At 70.8% G+C, this 18,393-nt stretch carries 6 protein-coding genes and 1 pseudogene; 5 read left to right on the forward strand and 2 right to left on the reverse strand.

The window, feature by feature from the left end; translation table 11 throughout:
* The first annotated feature begins 374 nt into the window (after nt 1-374).
* Entirely contained in the window at nt 375-6,527 is a 6,153-nt protein-coding gene (locus tag E4N63_RS21680) for an RHS repeat domain-containing protein (RefSeq protein WP_230241504.1), read from the forward strand.
* Between the two features lie 489 nt (nt 6,528-7,016).
* Complete coding sequence (locus E4N63_RS21685; RefSeq protein ID WP_230241505.1) at nt 7,017-7,175, forward strand: hypothetical protein; 159 nt, start codon at nt 7,017-7,019, stop codon at nt 7,173-7,175.
* A gap of 947 nt (nt 7,176-8,122) precedes the next feature.
* Here E4N63_RS21685 and E4N63_RS21690 read toward each other — a convergent pair.
* Nucleotides 8,123-9,235: a CdaR family transcriptional regulator gene (locus tag E4N63_RS21690; RefSeq protein ID WP_230241506.1), complete on the reverse strand. Its 1,113-nt coding sequence runs from the start codon at nt 9,233-9,235 to the stop codon at nt 8,123-8,125.
* 231 nt (nt 9,236-9,466) lie between these two features.
* Here E4N63_RS21690 and E4N63_RS21695 point away from each other — a divergent pair, with 231 nt between their 5' ends.
* The 3 genes and pseudogenes from E4N63_RS21695 to E4N63_RS21705 all read left to right on the forward strand — a co-directional run.
* A complete protein-coding gene (locus E4N63_RS21695; RefSeq protein WP_230241507.1) occupies nt 9,467-10,084 on the forward strand; it encodes a hypothetical protein in 618 nt (205 codons plus the stop codon).
* A gap of 193 nt (nt 10,085-10,277) precedes the next feature.
* Nucleotides 10,278-12,347: an SPFH domain-containing protein gene (locus E4N63_RS21700; protein ID WP_230241508.1), complete on the forward strand. Its 2,070-nt coding sequence runs from the start codon at nt 10,278-10,280 to the stop codon at nt 12,345-12,347.
* Nucleotides 12,348-12,969: 622 nt separating this feature from the next.
* Nucleotides 12,970-17,985, forward strand: a pseudogene (locus E4N63_RS21705) (DNA repair ATPase); the annotation flags it as partial.
* 39 nt (nt 17,986-18,024) lie between these two features.
* Here the strand turns inward: E4N63_RS21705 and E4N63_RS21710 are convergent.
* Entirely contained in the window at nt 18,025-18,297 is a 273-nt protein-coding gene (locus E4N63_RS21710) for a GlsB/YeaQ/YmgE family stress response membrane protein (protein ID WP_095758124.1), read from the reverse strand.
* Nucleotides 18,298-18,393: the final 96 nt, after the last annotated feature.

The following is an 18,393-nucleotide window of genomic DNA, read 5'->3' on the forward strand; positions in this document are numbered from 1 at the left end:
CAATAAGTTCCCTTGATCACGCTTGAGGCCGCCCGGTCGGCTGGTCGGTCGGCAGGGCGGTCTTGACTGAACCACCCTGGTCGTCAACAGAACTGATGATGGATCAAAGGGGCGGACCGACCTCAATGGAGGCGAACGGGGCATTCGGTCAATGATTCTCGGTAACGGAGTGATCAAGGTACTTCTGGCCCCTTGGAAGGCGTCACCCGCGGTGCTACGTTCACGATTCCTTTGCATTTAATGAAGACCCTGTGGGGGGAACGGTGATCGGTCACGTGTCCGGCAGGCCGAAGTCGGTATCACGTACTGCCCGGAATTCCTGGCGTGGTATACGGCTGATCGCCGCAACCCTTGTGGCATACCTCCTGGCCGGTTTGCTCGCCGGCCCAGTGGCCGTCGCCGCCGAGTTGCAGCTACGGAAGCTTCAGCAGCCGGACCCGGTACCCGTCTCCGAGGTTGACGCGCGCCGCCTGAACAAGCCGGACGAGGCCGCGAAGAACGACTGGAAGCCGGACAGCAGGGCTGCATGGCCTGCGCCGGGCACGGTGACGACCGCAGTGCCGGGCGCGGGGAAGGGCAAGCAGGTCAAGGCCGGCTCGCTGCCGTTGGCCCTGGAGGCCGCTGAGGACAAGCCCCGGAGCAAGGGTGGGGCCATCGCAGAACGGGTGCAGGTCCAAGTGCTGGACCGCAAGGCCGCCGACAGGGTCGGGACCGATGGTGTCCTGATCGCGGTCCGGGCCCAGGGCGCGAAGAAGGGCACGGATGAGTTCGGGATCGAACTGGACTATTCGGGCTTCGCCGGGATGTACGGCGGTGACTGGGCCTCCCGGCTTGTCCTGCGCAAGATGCCCGACTGCGTGCTCAGCACCCCCCGCAGCAAGGACTGCGCGCCGGGGGAGATCCTCAGCACCCGTAACGACCGCGAGAAGGGCACCCTTTCGGCTGAGGTCGAGACGGATGTCGTCAAGGCCGGAGCCCAGGCCCCGGACGCCCCGGTGGCGTCATCCTCTCCCGGCGCCCGTTCCCTCAGCGGCGCCGTGTCGTCCGGCACCACACTGTTCGCCGTGACCGCAGCGCCCTCGGGTGCTACCGGCGACTTCACCGCCACTTCGCTGGCTCCCTCGGGCAAGTGGGAGGCCGGCGGCTCCTCGGGCGGCTTCTCGTGGACGTACGACATGGAAACCCCCGCAGTGCCCGGCGGTCTGGAGCCGGACCTCGGACTGTCGTATTCCTCCCAGGCGATCGACGGCCGCACCGCCGCCACCAACAACCAGGCCAACTGGATCGGTGACGGCTGGTCGCTCTCGCCGGGGTCCATCGAGCGCCGCTATGTGTCCTGTGAGGACGACAAGGAGGGCGGCAACAACCCCTCCCACAAGGTGGGCGATCAGTGCTGGAAGAAGGAGAACGCCACCCTCTCGCTCGGCGGTTCCTCCAGTGAGCTCGTCAAGGACGACGACACTGGCGAGTGGCGTAAGAAGAACGACGACGGCACCAAGATCGCTCAGCTGAAGAGCACCAACCGTGGCAACGGGGACAACGACGGCGAGTACTGGCGGGTGACCGCGCCCGACGGGACCCGCTACTACTTCGGCTACAACCGGCTGCCCGGTTGGGCAGAGGGCAAGCCGGAAACCAACTCCGCCTGGACGGTCCCGGTGTTCGGCAATCACTCCGGCGAGGCGTGCCATGCTGCCGCGTTCAAGGACTCCTGGTGCCAGCAGGCATGGCGGTGGAACCTCGACTACGTCGTCGACCCGCACTCCAATGCCATGGCCTACTACTGGACCAAGGAGAGCAACCGCTACCAGCGCAACATCAACGCCTCGTACGAGGGCACCCCGACCGACTACACCCGGGGCGGTTACCTCAAGCGGATCGAGTACGGCCTGCGGTCCAACCGCATGTACGCGGACCAGGCAGTGGCCAAGGCCGAGTTCACCGTGGCCGAACGCTGCCTGCCCACGGACACCTTTGACTGCGCTACGGACAAGTTCACCGAAGCCAACGCCAAGAAGTGGCCGGACGTTCCGTTCGACCAGTACTGCGCTTCCGGCGCCACCTGCGAAGGCAATTCGTCGCCCTCCTACTTCACCCGTAAGCGGCTGACCGGCGTCACCACGTCGGCCATGAACGGCGGCGCCTACAAGAAGGTCGACTCCTGGGAGCTGAAGCACGACTTCCCCGCCACAGGAGACGGCACCGACCCGGCACTGTGGCTGGATTCGATCACGCGCACCGGCCACACGGCGGACAGCCCTGTCACACTGCCTGCCGTCTCCTTCCGCGGACAGCAGCTCCCCAACCGGGTGGAAGGCGCGGTCGACGAGATACCGCCGTACAACCGCTACCGCGTGTACGGAGTCGACACCGAAACCGGAGGCACTGTCGGCGTCACCTACTCGGCCCGGCAGTGCGCGGCGGACAACCTGCCCACACCGTCCTCGAACACCAAGCGCTGCTACCCCGTGATCTGGTCCCCGCCGGACGCCCCGGCCGCGGACTACGAGCCGTACCAGGACTGGTTCCACTCCTATGTGGTCACCCAGATCCTGGAGTCCGACAACACCGCGGGAGCGCCCGTCAAGCGCACCGACTACTCCTACCTTGGCGGACTCGCCTGGGCCAAGGGCGACGACGAGTTCACCAAGGCGAAGCACCGGACCTACGGGGACCGCAAGGGATACGAGCGCGTCCAGACCCGGGCCGGCGACCCCGCACAGGGCACCCAGACGCTGAGTGAGACCCGTTACTTCCGGGGTATCACCGGTGCCAAGGTTCCCGACGGCGAGGGCAATGAGGTCACCGACCACGAGGCGTTCGCCGGGATGACCCGTGAGACCGCTACCTACAACGGCGTGGGCGGCGACCTGGTCTCGGCCACCAGTCACATCCCCTGGCGCTCAAGCGCCACCGCAACGCACTCCCGCACGGCGGACGGTCTGCCGGCCGTACACGCCTACCGGACCGGGGTGGAGGAGGACCGCTCCCGCACCACCATCGCCGGCGCGGCGCTGCGGCGCACCGAGACCAGCCGGACCTTCGACTCGTACGGCAAGGTCGACTCGGTGTCCCGGACGGGCGACACCGCGAAGAGCGGCGACGAGCGGTGCACCAGCACCACCTACGCGCGGAACACGGACAAGAACATCCTCACTCTGGTCGCCGAGTCCACCACGGTCGCCAAACCGTGCGGCGCCACACCCGACCTGCCCGGCGATCTCGTCTCGGTGAACCGCTCCTACTACGACGGCGCTACGACACTGGACGCGGCCCCCACCAAGGGCGAAGAGACCCGGCGTGACGAGAACGACGGGGCCGGCACCGGCTTCGTAACCGTCAGCACCGCGACCTACGACGCCTTCGGGCGCCAGACCGCAGCCACCGACGCCTCCGGCGCCACCACAACGATCAGCCGCACCCCGGCCGCCGGCCAGACACCCACCGAGACCGTCTCCACCAACGAACTCGGCCACACGACGACCGAGTTCACCGATCCGCTCCGCGGCACCGTCACCGCCTCCGTCGACGCGAACGACAAGCGCACCGATGTCGAGTACGACGCCCTGGGCCGGGTCCTGCGGGCCTGGGCGCCGGGCTGGGCGAAGGCGGACCACCCCGCACAGCCGTCGGCGGAGTACGCCTACCGGATTTCCCGGACCAGCCCCAACGTCGTCACCGCCAAGACCATCAACCGCCTCGGCGAGTACGACACCGCTTACACCTTCTACGACGGTCTCCTGCGCCAGCGCGAGACCCAGTCCCCCGCCATCGGCGATGCAGGCGGAAGTGTCATCACCGAGAACCTCTACGACACCCGCGGCCAGACATGGAAGACCTACGGTGCCTATTACGCGCCGGTCAAGCCCTCGACGACTCTGCGGGCGGGCGATGACACCAAGGTTCCGGCGGGCGTGGAGATGGAGTACGACGGCGCCGGACGGACGACGGCCGCGATCGCGCTGAAGTTTGGTGACGAGACCAAGCGAACCACGACTGTGCACGGTGGCGACCGCACCACGGTCATCCCCCCTCAGGGCGGCACCGCGACCACCACCATCACGGACGCACTGGGCCGGAAGACCGAGTCGCGGGCCCACACCAACGCCGACCGCACCGAGTTCCAGGCCACCACATACGCCTATGACCGGCGTGGCAACCTGACGAAGATGACCGACCCGTCCGGCACCGTGTGGACCTGGACGTACGACGCCCGGGGCCGGCAGACGGTAGCGGACGACCCGGACAAGGGCCTGACCAGGACCGCCTATGACGACGCGGACCGGCCCTTCAAGGTCACAGACGCCCGGGGCGTCGAACTCACCACGACCTACGACGAGCTCGGCCGGCAGAAGGAACTGAAGCAGGGCAGCGAACTGCGCGCCTCCTGGACATACGACGTCGCTGCCAAGGGTCTGCCCTCCTCCAGCACCAGCCATGTGGACGGCCAGGCCTACGCGACACGCATCAACACCTACAACGACCGCTATCAGCCGACGTCGTCGACCACCACCCTCCCCGCCGGTGCGGGAGCCCTGGCCGGTGACTACACCTGGACCTTTGGCTACAACAAGTACACCGGCACTCAGGAGTGGATGCGGCACCCCGCCCTCGGCAACCTGCCCGGCGAGCGCCAGACCACGGTCTTCGGTGAGGGCGACCTTCCGCAGAAGACCACGATCGGCTCGATCGTGCTGGTCAATGCCACGTCGCATGATGTGTTCTCCCGTCCGGTGCGTACCGAGTACGGGGTCCTGGGCCGTAAGGTCTACCGGACGCAGAACTGGGACGAGCACACCGGTGACCTGACCCGCAGCACCCTGGACGGGGATGAGGTACTGCGGATCGAGGACACCCGCTACGGCTACGACGCGGCCGGCAATGTCCAGCGCGTCTCCAGCACCTCGGGCCAGGGCGAGACCGCCTCGACCGACACCCAGTGCTTCAGCGTCGATGCCCTGCGCCGGATGACAGACGCCTGGACCACCAAGAACGCCGACGACACCTGCGCCGCCGGCCCGTCCGCCTCCACCGTCGGCGGCCCGGACGCCTACTGGCACTCCTACACCTACGACGTGGCGGGCCATCGCACCAAGGAGACCCGGCACGCGACCGCGGCCGGATCCGCCGATATCACCCGCACCTACACCCCCGGCACACCGGCGGACGACAACCCGCATGCCCTGCGTTCGGTGACCACCGCCGGCGGGCCCGAGGACGGGACCACGGAAACCTTTACCTACGACGAGGCCGGCAACACCGAAAGCCGCACCGGCGGCCCCCGGAACCAGCAGCTCACCTGGAACCCGGAGGGCAGACTCGCCACCCTCACCGAGAACGGCAAGACCACCGAATACCTCTACGACTCCTCCGGCAACCGCCTGCTCGCCAAGGAAGCCGACGGCTCAGCGACCGCCTACATGCCTGGCGGCAACGAGCTGAATACGACCAGCGCCGGCACGAAGACCGCCACGCGCTACTACACCCACGGCGGCGAGACCATCGCCGTCCGCAACAGCTCCGGTATCCACTTCCTCTTCGGTGACCGCCAGGGAACCGCACTGATCGCCGTCGCCTGGGGCGCCGGCCAAGCCGTCACCCGCCGCAAACAACTCCCCTTCGGCACCCCCCGCACCAACACCGGTACCTCCAACTGGCCCGGCGACCGCGGCTTCCTCGGCGGCACCACCGACCCCACCGGCCTCACCCACCTCGGCGCCCGCGAGTACGATCCCGACCTGGGCCGCTTCCTGTCCGTCGACCCCCTCCTCCTCACCAACGACCCCACCCAGCACAACCCCTACATCTACGGCAACAACAACCCCGCCACCTACGCCGACCCCACCGGCGAAGCCTACGACGAATGCACCAGCGGCCAGTACAACTGCACCAACGGCCCCGGCGGAACCGGCGACCTCCAAAAAGTCGAATTCGGCAACAACTACGAAAGAGAAACCCAAGCCCGCGGCGGCACCATCTCCCCCAACTATTACACCCAGCAAGCCACCGGCCTGACCTTCACCTACAACAAGGGTAAAGGCGTCACGCGCTACACCCCGGCCCAACGTGCCGCGGGCGAAAAATATCGCCTCCAAAAGGAACGCGAACGCAAGGAAGCTGAGCGAAAGAAAGCTGAGCAGCAGGCGAAACAGAACAAGAAAGAGGAGAGCTTTCAGGAAAGTTTGACAACGAGCCGATTCTGGACTCAAACAGTAGCTAACGTAGGGATCGGCATGCTGGCGGGCATCGGTGCCGTTGCCGCCTGCGCTGGAACCGCAGGGCTTGGATGCGTGATAATCGCAGGAGCAGTCATAGGGGCCCTGGTCGCCGTTCCAGCGAATCTGGCCATCGATAAGGCTTACGGCCATGAGACAACAGGACCTGAAGCCGTGGGTTACCTATCGCGAGCTGTCGTGAGCGGTGGTTTCCAGGGCGCGTTCAGAAGTCTTACTGGACAAGGGCCAGCGGGCTATTACACGCGGCGGGCCATGGATTCCGTGGCAAGTCTATGGCGTCGGACCGAGTAGGCGTACTCTCACACGGACGAGGGGCGGCCCAGGGAGTGTCGAGCCACCCCGCATCGATCAGAGTGCAACCTACGTCTCACCGTATTGCCGAGGTTCAAAGTGAAGTTCTCCATCACTCGAAAGCTCGACGTTCCGCTGCGGACATGGAGTAACCCTGCAGCAGAGGAACGGGCTTACGCCCACTGTGAGATCCCGGCCGGCAGGGTCTCACTGATACGGTCGCCTTCGAGTAATCGACACCCCGAGGCCTTGGCCGGAAAATGGGAAGACTGGAAAATCCTGATCAATGGCGAGACTGTTGTAAAGGTCTTTGACCTTGCGGCTCCCGGGTATCCGTTGATATGGAGGATGCGGGAAGGTGTCCATGCTGAAATCTCCGGACACCCATGCGAAATCAGCGTACTCGGATCCTTTATGGCTGCACGCAGATCCGTCGTTCTCCACTTTCCCGGGCGGGCTACACTCAGGTTCCGGAGGAGATCTTTTCGCGTGTGGCTGGAAGATGAGAACGCGATTGTTCTGGCTCGACGATCACGCGGCCAGTGGGAAACGGAAGAAGATGGTCTGAAATCTATGCCCGCCATTCTTTTCTTCGAGATGGCAGATATTGGTATACTTCTGTTGAATCCACTGCTTCGCCAGCTATGAAAGTCGAATTGGTTGGGAACGGGGCGGCTCGCTAGTTTCCTCATACCTGCGCGATGGCACCGGATGTCCATTTCTGTTACCGATAGCGCTGTATGGCATCTTGCGTGAGCGCTCCCTTTCGCCGCAGGCGAATGGACTCAGCTTCTCTGGTTCGATATGCAGCGCTCGATCGTTGACATGAGGTGCGAAGGGCTGTCGGACGCCGACGCCCACTGTTCCCTTCTGCCGTCCTCACCGCTGTTGATGATGGCGAAGATCGTCTTCCGTCTGTGCTGGACCGAGCAGACCCGGTTTGAAGTGCTCTTCCCCGGCCGCCCCGCCGACTGCCCTCAGTTCTCCGAGAACCCGGAAGACGCCGACATGATGGCTGAGGGCGTACCCCGGAACAGCTCCTCGCCGACTGCGAACCGCAGTGCAGGATCTCGGGCGAGATCACCATTGCCCACCAGGCGCGAAATGCGAGAAAGTGTGGATTTCGCGGGCGCACAGGGTGCGTATGTGATGGAGGAGCGCCTTGGCGGCTCCAGTGCTGTCCGTGCCGGTGAGCAGGTCGGTGCCGTGGTGATGGGTGCGCCTGAGCCGCGACCGCCGCGGTGCGCTACTGAAGACCGTGGTCACGCCGGTGGTAGCACCATCGGCCAGCGATCGGGCCTCGGCGTAACTGGGCACTCCATGGCCGTTGGCCGAGAGGACAAGCCGAGGGTGCGAACCCATGGTGTGCTGGTGGAAAGTACCTTCCTGTTCGAACAACGTGAACCTGAAAAAGGTCTGTCGTCGCAGGTTAGAAGGTGCTTTCGCTTTCCCGTTCAGGATGCGGATGCCGGCTCAAGTGAAAGGCCGAGGTCAGCTGACGCTCTCCCCGTTCCCCGCAGCATGGCGTGGGTTTCCGTCCGCATCGGGCCGGGGCCCACGGCGCCGGCCGTGCTGCTGGTGCTCGGTCCGGACGGTCAGAGCTTCTGCGCCGGCCAGTCCAGGAGGCGGGCGCCTATCACCGCCGTCTGGAGGGTGTAGCGGTGCATCGGGTCGGACGGGTCGGAGCCGGTGAGTTCGTGGATGCGGGCCAGGCGGTAGGTGAGGGCACGGACGCTGAGGGAGAGGCGGCGGGCTGTCTCCGCCGCCACGCAGCCCGCGTCGAAGTACGCGGAGAGGGTGCGCAGCATCGGCTCGGCGCCGCCGCGGGCCTGCTCCAGCGGGCCGAGGGTGGTGCGGACCAGGTCGGCCATGGCCTGCCGGTCGCGTGTCAGCACCGGGTACACCAGCAGGTCGGCGGCGCGGAGCAGGGGGCCCGGGAGGCCCATGCGGTCGGCCAGTTCGAGGGCGGTGAGCGCCTCCTCGTAGCTGTGGACGACGCCGCCCGGCCCGGGGTGGGAGCGGCCGACGGCCACCCGGTCCGTTCCGCCGCCACCCATGGCGACGTGGGCCTGCTTGGCGAAGTGGCGGACGACTTCCTCGTGGTTGCCGGGTGCCACCAGGACGATCCGGCCGTCCTTCGTCGTCAGCAGGATGCGCCGGTCCCCGAAGCGGGCGAGCAGCGCCGCCTCCACGCGCCGCGTCACCGGGTGGGTCTCGTCGTAGAGGTCCGGGCCGTCGGCGACGGCGACGGTGTGCTCGTGCGCCAGGCGCAGGCCGAGCCGTTCCGCGCGTTCCGCGAGGCGGCCGAGGTCGCTGCGGCCGTAGAGGAGGTCGTCGATGAACTCCCGGCGGGCCGCCTCCTCCTGGCGGACGGCGAGGCGCTGGGCGCGTTCGTAGCCTTCGGCCACGGCGTCGATGGTCTGGTGGGTGGCGGCCAGGACGCAGTCCACGACGGTGCGCAGCTCCCGGATGCCGTTCGCGGCCGTGGCGCCGGGCAGGGCGGACCAGCCGGTGCGGGTCGCGTCGAGGTGCTCCGCGACCAGCCGGCGCAGTCCGTAGCCCCGTTCGGCGGCGCGTTCGCCGGCCCGCCGCCGGGAGCCGAGTTCGTCGCGGGTGAGGCGGCGGCCGGTGGCGGATACCTCGGCGAGTATCTCGGCGTACCCGGCCAGGAACTCGTCCCGGCCCGGCTCTTCGTCCTGCGGTGTCACGGGTCCCCCTCCACTGTGCTCATGCCGCACCGGGGTTCGCGGGGCGGCGCCTCCCGGCATGGGATCAACCGTAAAGGTTGCCGGATTCCGGCAATGTGCCGGGTCGGGTTCGGCTGCCAGTATGGGTGCCACGGGGAAACGGGGGCTGCCCCGGTGCCGGACTCCGGAAGGATTCCGGCACCGGGGCTGTGCTTCCCCGTTACGGTGCGCGGAGTGAGAGGACGGAACCCGGTGGCTGAATTCCTGGCGGCGGCAGTGGCCTTCCCGACCGTGCTGTTCAGCTCCGCGGTCCTCGTGATCGCCGCCTTCTGGCTGCTGGTGGGGCTCGGCACGGCCGAGCACGACATCTTCGACGGGGACGTGGACTCCGGGGCGCTGGGCCTCGGCGGTGTCCCGGTCGCCGTGGCCTTCTCGCTGCTGGTGCCGGTCGCCTGGCTCACCAGCCTCACCGGCACCGTCCTCCTGGACCGCACGGGCCTCGCCGGCCTCGGCCGCGGTGCCGCCTCGGTGGGTCTGCTCGCCGGAGCGCTGCTGCTCTCCTGGTACGTGACCGCGCTGCTGGCGCGGCCGCTGCGCCGGGTCTTCGCGGCCGGACCGGAGCCGTCCCGGCAGGACTTCGTCGGGCTCACCTGCACCATCCGCACCGGTTCGGTCGGCCCCGGCTTCGGCCAGGCGGAGGTGGCCGCGCGGGACGGCTCCACCGCTCTCGTACAGGTCCGGCAGAACGGCCGGGACCCCGGGCTCACCGCCGGGTCCACCGCGCTGCTCTACGCCTATGACGAGGAACGGGAGTTCTTCTGGGCCGCGCCGTACGATCCGGCGCTCGATCCCCGGAGTACCGCCGCCTGACGGCCGTACCGCGACCGACGGTTCCGCCGGCCCCGAGACTCCGGACCTGAAGCTCCGGTTCGCGGAGCCCGCTTCACCCTGCCCTCCTCCGCCCCGACCCTGGAGCGCCGTGCCGCCGTGCCGGCCTCCGCCGCCCCGCCCGCCTCCCCGCTGTTCTTTCCGCTCAACTCATCTCTGCCGCAAGGGACTTCCGATGGATGCCATCACCCTGGGCATCGGCGTGTTCATCGCCGTCGTGCTCCTCGTCGTCATCGCGCTCGTCTTCGTCATCAGCCGGCTGTTCCGCAAGGTGGAGCAGGGCAAGGCGCTGATCGTCTCGAAGATGCGCAAGGTCGACGTCACCTTCACCGGGCAGGTCGTGCTGCCCGTGCTGCACCGGGCCGAGATCATGGACATCTCGGTGAAGACCATCGAGATCGGCCGCACCGGTCGCGAGGGGCTGATCTGCCGGGACAACATCCGGGCCGACATCCGGATCTCGTTCTTCGTCCGGGTCAACAAGACCGTGGAGGACGTCATCAAGGTCGCCCAGGCGATCGGAACCGAACGCGCCAGCGACCGCGCGACGCTCCAGGAACTCTTCAACGCCAAGTTCTCCGAGGCGCTCAAGACCGTCGGCAAGCAGCTCGACTTCGCCGACCTCTACACCAAGCGCGACGAGTTCCGGGACCGGATCATCCAGGTCATCGGCACCGACCTCAACGGCTACAGCCTGGAGGACGCGGCCATCGACTACCTGGAGCAGACCCCGCTCCAGCAGCTCGACCCCGCCAACATCCTCGACGCCCAGGGCATTCGCAAGATCACCGAGCTGACCGCCATCGAGCACGTCCGCACCAACGAGTTCCAGCGGCAGGAGGAGAAGGAGATCACCCGGCAGAACGTGGACGCCCGGGAGGCCGTCCTCGAACTGGAGCGCCGGCAGGCGGACGCCGAGATCAAGCAGCGCCGGGAGATCGAGACCGTACGGGCCCGCGAGGAGGCCGAGACCGCGCGCGTCATGGAGGAGGAGCGGCTGCGCTCCCAGGCCGCGTTCCTGCGCACCGAGGAGCAGCTCGGCGTCCAGCGGGAGAACCAGCAGCGCGAGGTGGAGGTCGCGGGCAAGAACCGCGAGCGGGTCATCGCCATCGAGTCCGAGCGGATCGAGAAGGACCGGCTGCTGGAGGTCATCGCCCGGGAGCGGGAGACCCAGCTCACCCGCATCGCCGCCGAGAAGGAGGTCGAGGCCGAGAAGCGGGACATCGCCGAGGTGATCCGGGAGCGCGTCGCCGTCGACCGCACCGTCGCCGAGCAGGAGGAGAGCATCAAGCGGCTGCGCGCCGTCGAGGAGGCCGAGCGGGAGCGGCAGGCCCTGGTCATCGCCGCCGAGGCCCAGGCGCAGGAGAGGCTCGTCAAGGACATCAAGGCCGCCGAGGCCGCGGAGCAGGCCGCCGCGCACCGGGCCGCGGAGGAGCTGACGCTCGCCGAGGCCCGCCAGAAGACGGCGGAGATGGACGCCCGCGCCAAGGCCCGCCTCGCCGAGGGCATCCAGGCCGAGGAGGCCGCCGCCGGACTCGCCCGGGTGCAGGTGCGGGAGAAGGAGGCCGAGGCCATCGAGAAGACCGGGCTGGCCGAGGCGCAGGCCACCGAGGCGCGGCTGCGGGCCGAGGCGGAGGGGGTCCGGGCGCGGGCGCTGGCCGAGGCCGAGGCCGTCGGCAGCAAGCTGAAGGCGGAGGCCGAGGGGCTCACCGAGAAGGCGGCCGCCATGGCGGCGCTGGACGCCGCGTCCCGGGAGCACGAGGAGTACCGGCTGCGGCTGGAGGCGGAGAAGGACATCCGGCTGGCCGGCCTGGAGACGCAGCGGCAGGTGGCCGAGGCGCAGGCGACGGTGCTGGCCACCGGTCTGGAGAGCGCGGACATCTCCATCGTCGGCGGCGAGAGCGCCTTCTTCGACCGGATCGCGGGCGCGGTCACGCTCGGCAAGAGCGTCGACGGGTTCGTGGCCAACTCCGGGACGGCGCGGGCGCTGGCCGGGCCGTGGCTGAACGGCGAGGCGTCCTTCACCGAGGACCTCACCCGCGTCCTGGGTTCGGTGGGCGCGGCCGACGTACGGGATCTGACGGTGTCGGCGCTGCTGATGAAGCTCATGAAGGCCGGTGGCGGCGAGGGCGCCCGGGCGGGCGGTCTCCGCGAACTCCTGGACACGGCCGAGCGGCTGGGCCTGGCGGACCTGCCGGTGGCCGGCCCCGGCCTGAACGGGGCGGGGGCGAAGGCCGTCGCGTAGCGCGGCACGGGCGTGCGCCCCGCACGGGGGTCGGGGCGCACGCCGCTGCCTCGGCGAACGGGCGCGCCGGCCCGGCTCTGCCCCGGTAGGGGCGGCGGGGCCGCCGGTACGGGAGCCGGCGGGCCCGGTGCCGGGCGGCACGGCCCGTCGGTGCTCCGGCGGCCGGGCGCCGCCGGAGGGAGGGCGCGGCGGGAGGCGACGGGGGTGTCGCCCGCCGTGCCGCCTGCCCAACGGGGCGGCGGACGCCCTGGGTTGACCGGTCGCCGGATCCGGCACCGGGCTGCCGGAGGCCGCCCGGGAACGGGGCGGGCGGGACACGGGGTGTGTCCCGCCCGCTCACCTGCCGGTGACGGGCCCCGGGCCGTCACGGCGGCCCGTCACGGTGAGGCGGCCGTGGAGGGCCGGCCCCGGCGGAACCGGCCGGAGTCCCGGCGCGGGCCGGGGCTTTCACAGCGGAATCCCCGCACGGGTGTGCGGGAGACCCGGAAGACGGCGTGCACGGCCACGCCGTGACGGGAAGCGGGACCCGGCCGGGAACGGACCGGCGGGCGGAACGGGCTGAGAGGTCGATGTGGGCACGGAGCAGGAGCGGCGGCGGACCGGCGCGGACGGCGCGGACGGCTTGGACGGCTTGGACGGCGGAGTCGGCGGGACGGAAGCGGTCGACGCCGGCACCCACGAGGTGCTGCGCGCCCGGCTCGGGGCGCAGGCCCGCGAGCTGGCGCGGCGTGCCGAGGCGCTCAACGAGCGGCGCGCGGCCGTCTTCGGCACCGGCGGGCTGCGGCTCCTCGGCACCGGGACGGTCCGCACCGCGCGGCCCGGGGTGGTCCGGGACCTCGTCGCGGTCGGCGGGCGGCTGCTGGTGGGCACCAACACCGCCGCCGACGGCGCCGTCCTCACGGCGTACGGACTCGGACGGAACGGCGACGGCGGCGAGAGCGACGGCGATGACGGCGGCGGCCACGGCAGCGGCTTCACCCTCGCCGAGCGGGACGCGGATCCGGTACTGGACGACCCCGGCTTCGTACGGGAGTTCGCCGAGCTGCGCCGCTACTACCGCGACGCCGAACTGCTGCGGCTGCGCCGGACCGGGGAGAAACTCCTCGCCGTCTTCCACACCGGCCCCACCGACACCCGGGTGCTGCGCTGGCGGCTGGCGGGCGACGGCACGGCGGAGTTCCTCGACGGGCGCGGCGACCGCGACGACACCGCCGAGCCCGCGCACGACGTCACCTGGACCGAGGCCACCCGTGAGGATCACGTCCCCGGCCGCCACCCGCACGTCCGCACCGTCGGCGGGCTGTACGTGTCGTGCGTCGGCGGCGCCCTGGTGCTGAAGACCGCGGACGACACGGAGACCGCCGAGGGCATCCTGAGCGAGCCCGTCGACGAGCCGCTGCAGTCGCTCGCCGACGCGGACGTCGCGCACGCCCGGGTCGGCCCGCTGGTGCTGCTGCGCGTCCGCCCGTACAAGGAGGAGACCGACCGGTACTACGTCGTCAACAGCACCACGGAGCACGCGGTGCGCCTCGACGGCATCGGCGACGCCTGCCGCCGCCTCCCCGGCGACGAGGGCATCGTCTTCCCCGGCGGTTACTGCCTGGCCACCGGCACCGTGAAGACGTTCGACGCCGCGGACACCGCCGGTCTGGCCTTCGAACGCACCGTGCGCTCCCCGAACGGGGAGGACGTGCTGTACGCGTTCCGGGACCGGGCGCGGGGCCGCGCGCTGCTGCTGTCGTACAACGTCATCCGCAAGGAGGTCGCCCCTCCGCTGGCCTGCCGCGGCCACGCCCTGTTCGACGACGGCACCCTCGTCGTGCTGCGCGAGCGGGAGGAAGAGGAGCCCGCCCGGGTGCACCCGGTGCAGCTCTGGCACACCCCGTACACCTCCGACACCCACGCGGCGGCGCACCCGCCGGCCGCGGGCGGTCCGCTGGCCCGGATCGGCAACGCCGACCTGGTGGGCGGCATCTCCGCCTGCCTGGGCGTGGTGCGTGCCGTGGAGGACACCCCTCCGGCCGCGGCCGTGTACCGCACTCTGGCGGAGTCCTGTGAGCGGGTCGCCGACCGGTACCACTGGCTGGCCGCCGGGGACTGCGGCGGCCTGCACGAGCCGCTGGCCGCGCTGCGGGACACTGCCCGCCGGGCGCTGGACGAGTTCGAGGCCGTCACCGCGCTCCAGCGGCGGGCCGCCGAGGCGCTGGAGGCGGCGGCGGAGCACACCGCCTCCGTGGTGCGCCGGGTGCGCGGCGAGTCCCCGGCCGGCGCCGGTGAGTGGATCGCCCGGCTGACGGAACTCCGCCACTGCCGCGGCCGGCTCGAAAGCGTGCGCGAACTGCGGTACGCGGACGGGGAGAAGATCACGGAGCTCGCCGCCGGGCTGGAGCACGAACTGGAGTTCGCCGGGCAGCGGGCCGTCGCCTTCCTCGGCCGCGAGGACGCCTTCACCGGGCAGCGCGACGAGATCGGCGAGCTGGCGGACGCCGCCGGCCGGGCCCGGACGGTCGCCGAGGCCGAGCCGCTCGGCGGGCGGCTGGACGCGCTCGCGGCGGACCTGCGCACCGTCACCGAGGTCGTCGGCGGCCTGGACATCGCCGACGCCACCGTGCGCACCGCCATCCTGGAGCGGATCGCCGAGACGCTCGGCGGGGTCAACCGCGCCCGGGCCGTGCTCGCCGCCCGCCGCCGCGAACTGCTGGACCACGAGGGCCGGGCCGCCTGCACCGCCGAGTTCGCGCTCCTCGGCCAGGCCGCCACCGCCGCGCTGGCCGCCGCCTCCACCCCGGAGAGCTGCGAGGAGCAGCTGGCCGGACTGCTGCTGCGGATCGAGCAGGCGCAGGCGCGGTTCGCCGCGTTCGAGGACTTCACCGCCGAACTGGACGCCAAGCGGGCCGAGGTGGAGGAGGCGTTCGCCGGCCGCGCCCAGAGCCTGCGGGACGCCCGCGCCCGGCACGCCGGACGGCTGGCGGACTCCGCGGGCCGGATCCTGGACACGGTGCGCCGCCGCGCCGCCGCCCTGGACGGCCCCGGCGCCGTCCACACCTTCTTCGCCACCGACCCCATGGCCGCCAAGGTGCGCGCCACCGCGGAGGAACTGGACGGGCTCGGCGACACCGTACGGGCGGAGGAGCTCCGGGGCCGTCTCAAGGCCGCCCGCGAGGAGGCCGCCCGCGCCCAGCGCGACCGTGCCGACCTGTACGGCGACGGCGGCGGCACCATCCGGCTCGGCCGGCACCGTTTCGCCGTCACCACCCGGCCCGCCGGGCTCGCCCTGCTGCCGTCGGGCGAGGGGATGTCCCTCGTCCTCACCGGCACGGACTACCGGGAACCGGTCACCGACCCGGAGTTCGCGGCCACCCGGCCGTACTGGGGCCAGTCGCTGCCGTCCGAGACCCCGGAGGTCTACCGCGCGGAGCACCTCGCCGCCACCGTCCTGCACACGGAGGACGAGGACCGGCTGCGGAAGGCGGCCGGGGAGGAGGGCGGGCTGCTCACACTGGTGCGCGAGGCGGCCCACGCCGCGTACGACGAGGGGCACGAGCGTGGGGTCCACGACCACGACGCGGCCCTGCTGCTGGCCGCCCTGCTGCGGCTGCGCGATGACGCCGGGCTGCTGTGCCACGGCGGTGAGGTGCGCGCGGTGGCCCAGCTGTTCTGGGCGCACGGCACGACACCGCGGGCCCGTACGGCCTGGGCGCGGCGGGCCGCGTCCCTGGCGCGCGCCCGGGCGGTGTTCGGAGGCGCGCCGGAGATCGGCGAACTGGTGGCCGAACTGGCCGCCGCCATGGCCGCGTTCGCGGCGGAGAGCGGCGCCGGGGCGGACGCGGGCGCGGGCGCGGACATGGAGACGGGCGCGGGCGCGGAGACGGGCCATGCGCCGCCCGGCGGCCGGGAGGCCGGCCACCACCGGAGCGCCGCCGCGTACCTGTTCGAGGAACTGGCCGCGCAGCCGGACGGGTTCGTCACCGGACCGGGCGCCCGGCGGCTGACCGCCGCGTTCCGGGACTCGGAGGCCGGACGGGGCTGCACCGAGGACCTGGCGGCGCTCGACGGCGATCTGCCGGCCCGCCGCCAGCTCGCCGCGGCCTGGCTGGGCTCGTACGCCCGCGCCTCCGGCGGCGCGGCGGACGGCGACCTCGCCGAGGCGGTCGCCGCGGAGCTCTGCCCGGACCTGCCCCGCTACCCCCGCGACGCCGCCACGGAGGTCACCGTCGAGGGGCTGCTGGGGGACCACCCGCGCGTCACCGGCGGCTCGCTGAGGCTGCGGCTGGACGAGTTCCTGGAGCGGACGCGGAGGTTCCGCGAGGAGCGGGTGCCGGGCTTCCGCGCCTACCAGCGGCGGCGGACCGCTCTGGTGGCACGCGAGCGGGCCCGGCTGCGGCTGGACGAGTTCCGGCCGCGGCCGCTGACCGGCTTCGTCCGCAGCAGGCTGATCGACGAGGTGTACCTGCCGCTCATCGGCGACAACCTGGCCGGGCAGATCGGCGCGGCCGGAGACGCCAAGCGCACCGACAGCAGCGGTCTGCTGCTCCTGCTCTCGCCTCCCGGCTACGGCAAGACGACGCTGATGGAGTACGTCGCCGACCGGCTCGGGCTGATGTTCGTCAAGATCGACGGCCCTGCCCTCGGCCGCTCCGTCACCTCCCTCGACCCGGAGCGGGCCCCCGACGCGACCGCGCGGCAGGAGGTCGAGAAGATCAACTTCGCGCTGGCGGCGGGCAACAACGTCCTGCTGTACCTGGACGACATCCAGCACACCTCGCCCGAGCTGCTGCAGAAGTTCATCCCGCTGTGCGACGCCCAGCGCCGGATCGACGGGGTGCACGGGGGCCGTCCGCGCCGCTACGACCTGCGCGGCAAGCGCTTCGCGGTCTGCATGGCCGGCAACCCGTACACCGAGTCCGGGCAGCGCTTCCGGGTGCCGGACATGCTGGCGAACCGCGCCGACGTCTGGAACCTCGGCGACGTGCTCTCCGGCCGGGAGGACGTCTTCGCGCTCAGCTTCGTGGAGAACGCGCTGACCGCCAACCCGGTGCTCGCCCCGCTCGCCGGCCGCGACCGGGCGGACCTCGAACTGCTCGTACGGATGGCCGGCGGGGACGGGAGCGCACGCCCCGACCGGCTCGCACACCCGTACCCGCCCGCCGAGCTGGAGCGGATCACGGCCGTGCTGCGGCTGCTGCTCGCGGCGCGCCGCACCGTCCTGGCCGTCAACGCCGCGTACATCGCCTCGGCGGCGCGGTCCGACGCCTCCCGCACCGAACCCCCGTTCCGGCTCCAGGGCTCCTACCGCGACATGAACAAGCTGGCGGAGCGGATCGTCCCCGTGATGAACGACGCGGAGCTGGAGTCGCTGCTCGACGACCACTACGCGGCCGAGGCGCAGACCCTGCACGGCGAGGCGGAGTTCAACCTGCTGAAGCTGGCGGAACTGCGCGGCCGGCTCACCCCGGAACAGGAGGCCCGCCGCCGGGAGATCGCGGACGGCCACCTCAGGGATCGGGCGCTGGGCGGCGCCGGACAGGACCCGCTGGCGCGGGCGGTGGGCGCCCTGGGGCTGCTCGCGGACCGGGTGGCGGCCGTCGAGGCGGCCATCACCCGGAGTGCCCGCGCGGGAAGGGCCCCGGCGGCGGGGCCCGCCGTACCGGGGGTGTCCTCCGTACCCGCGCTGCCCTCAGCGGCGGTCTCGGGAGTGGCCGAAGAGGATGCGGTAGGCGATCAGCAGGACCAGCGAGCCGGCGACGGCCGCCACCCACAGGGCCGGGTCGTAGAAGTCCTTGTCGATCGGCCGGTCCAGGTACTCGGAGGACAGCCAGCCGCCGATGAAGGCCCCCGCGATGCCGATCAGGGTGGTGCCGAGGAGGCCGCCCGGGTCGCGTCCGGGCAGCAGAACCTTGGCCACCACTCCCGCGATCAGGCCGAGGACGATCCAACTGACGATGCTCATGGGCGAGTTCTCCCCGTGTGATAGCGATATACGCGGCTGATCATCTCCGCGATGGCACGGTTGCGGACACTACAACGACGCTTTCGGTCGGCTTAC

The sequence above is a fragment of the Streptomyces sp. MNU89 genome (genome assembly GCF_020982505.1).
Taxonomy (GTDB): Bacteria; Actinomycetota; Actinomycetes; order Streptomycetales; family Streptomycetaceae; genus Streptomyces; species Streptomyces xinghaiensis.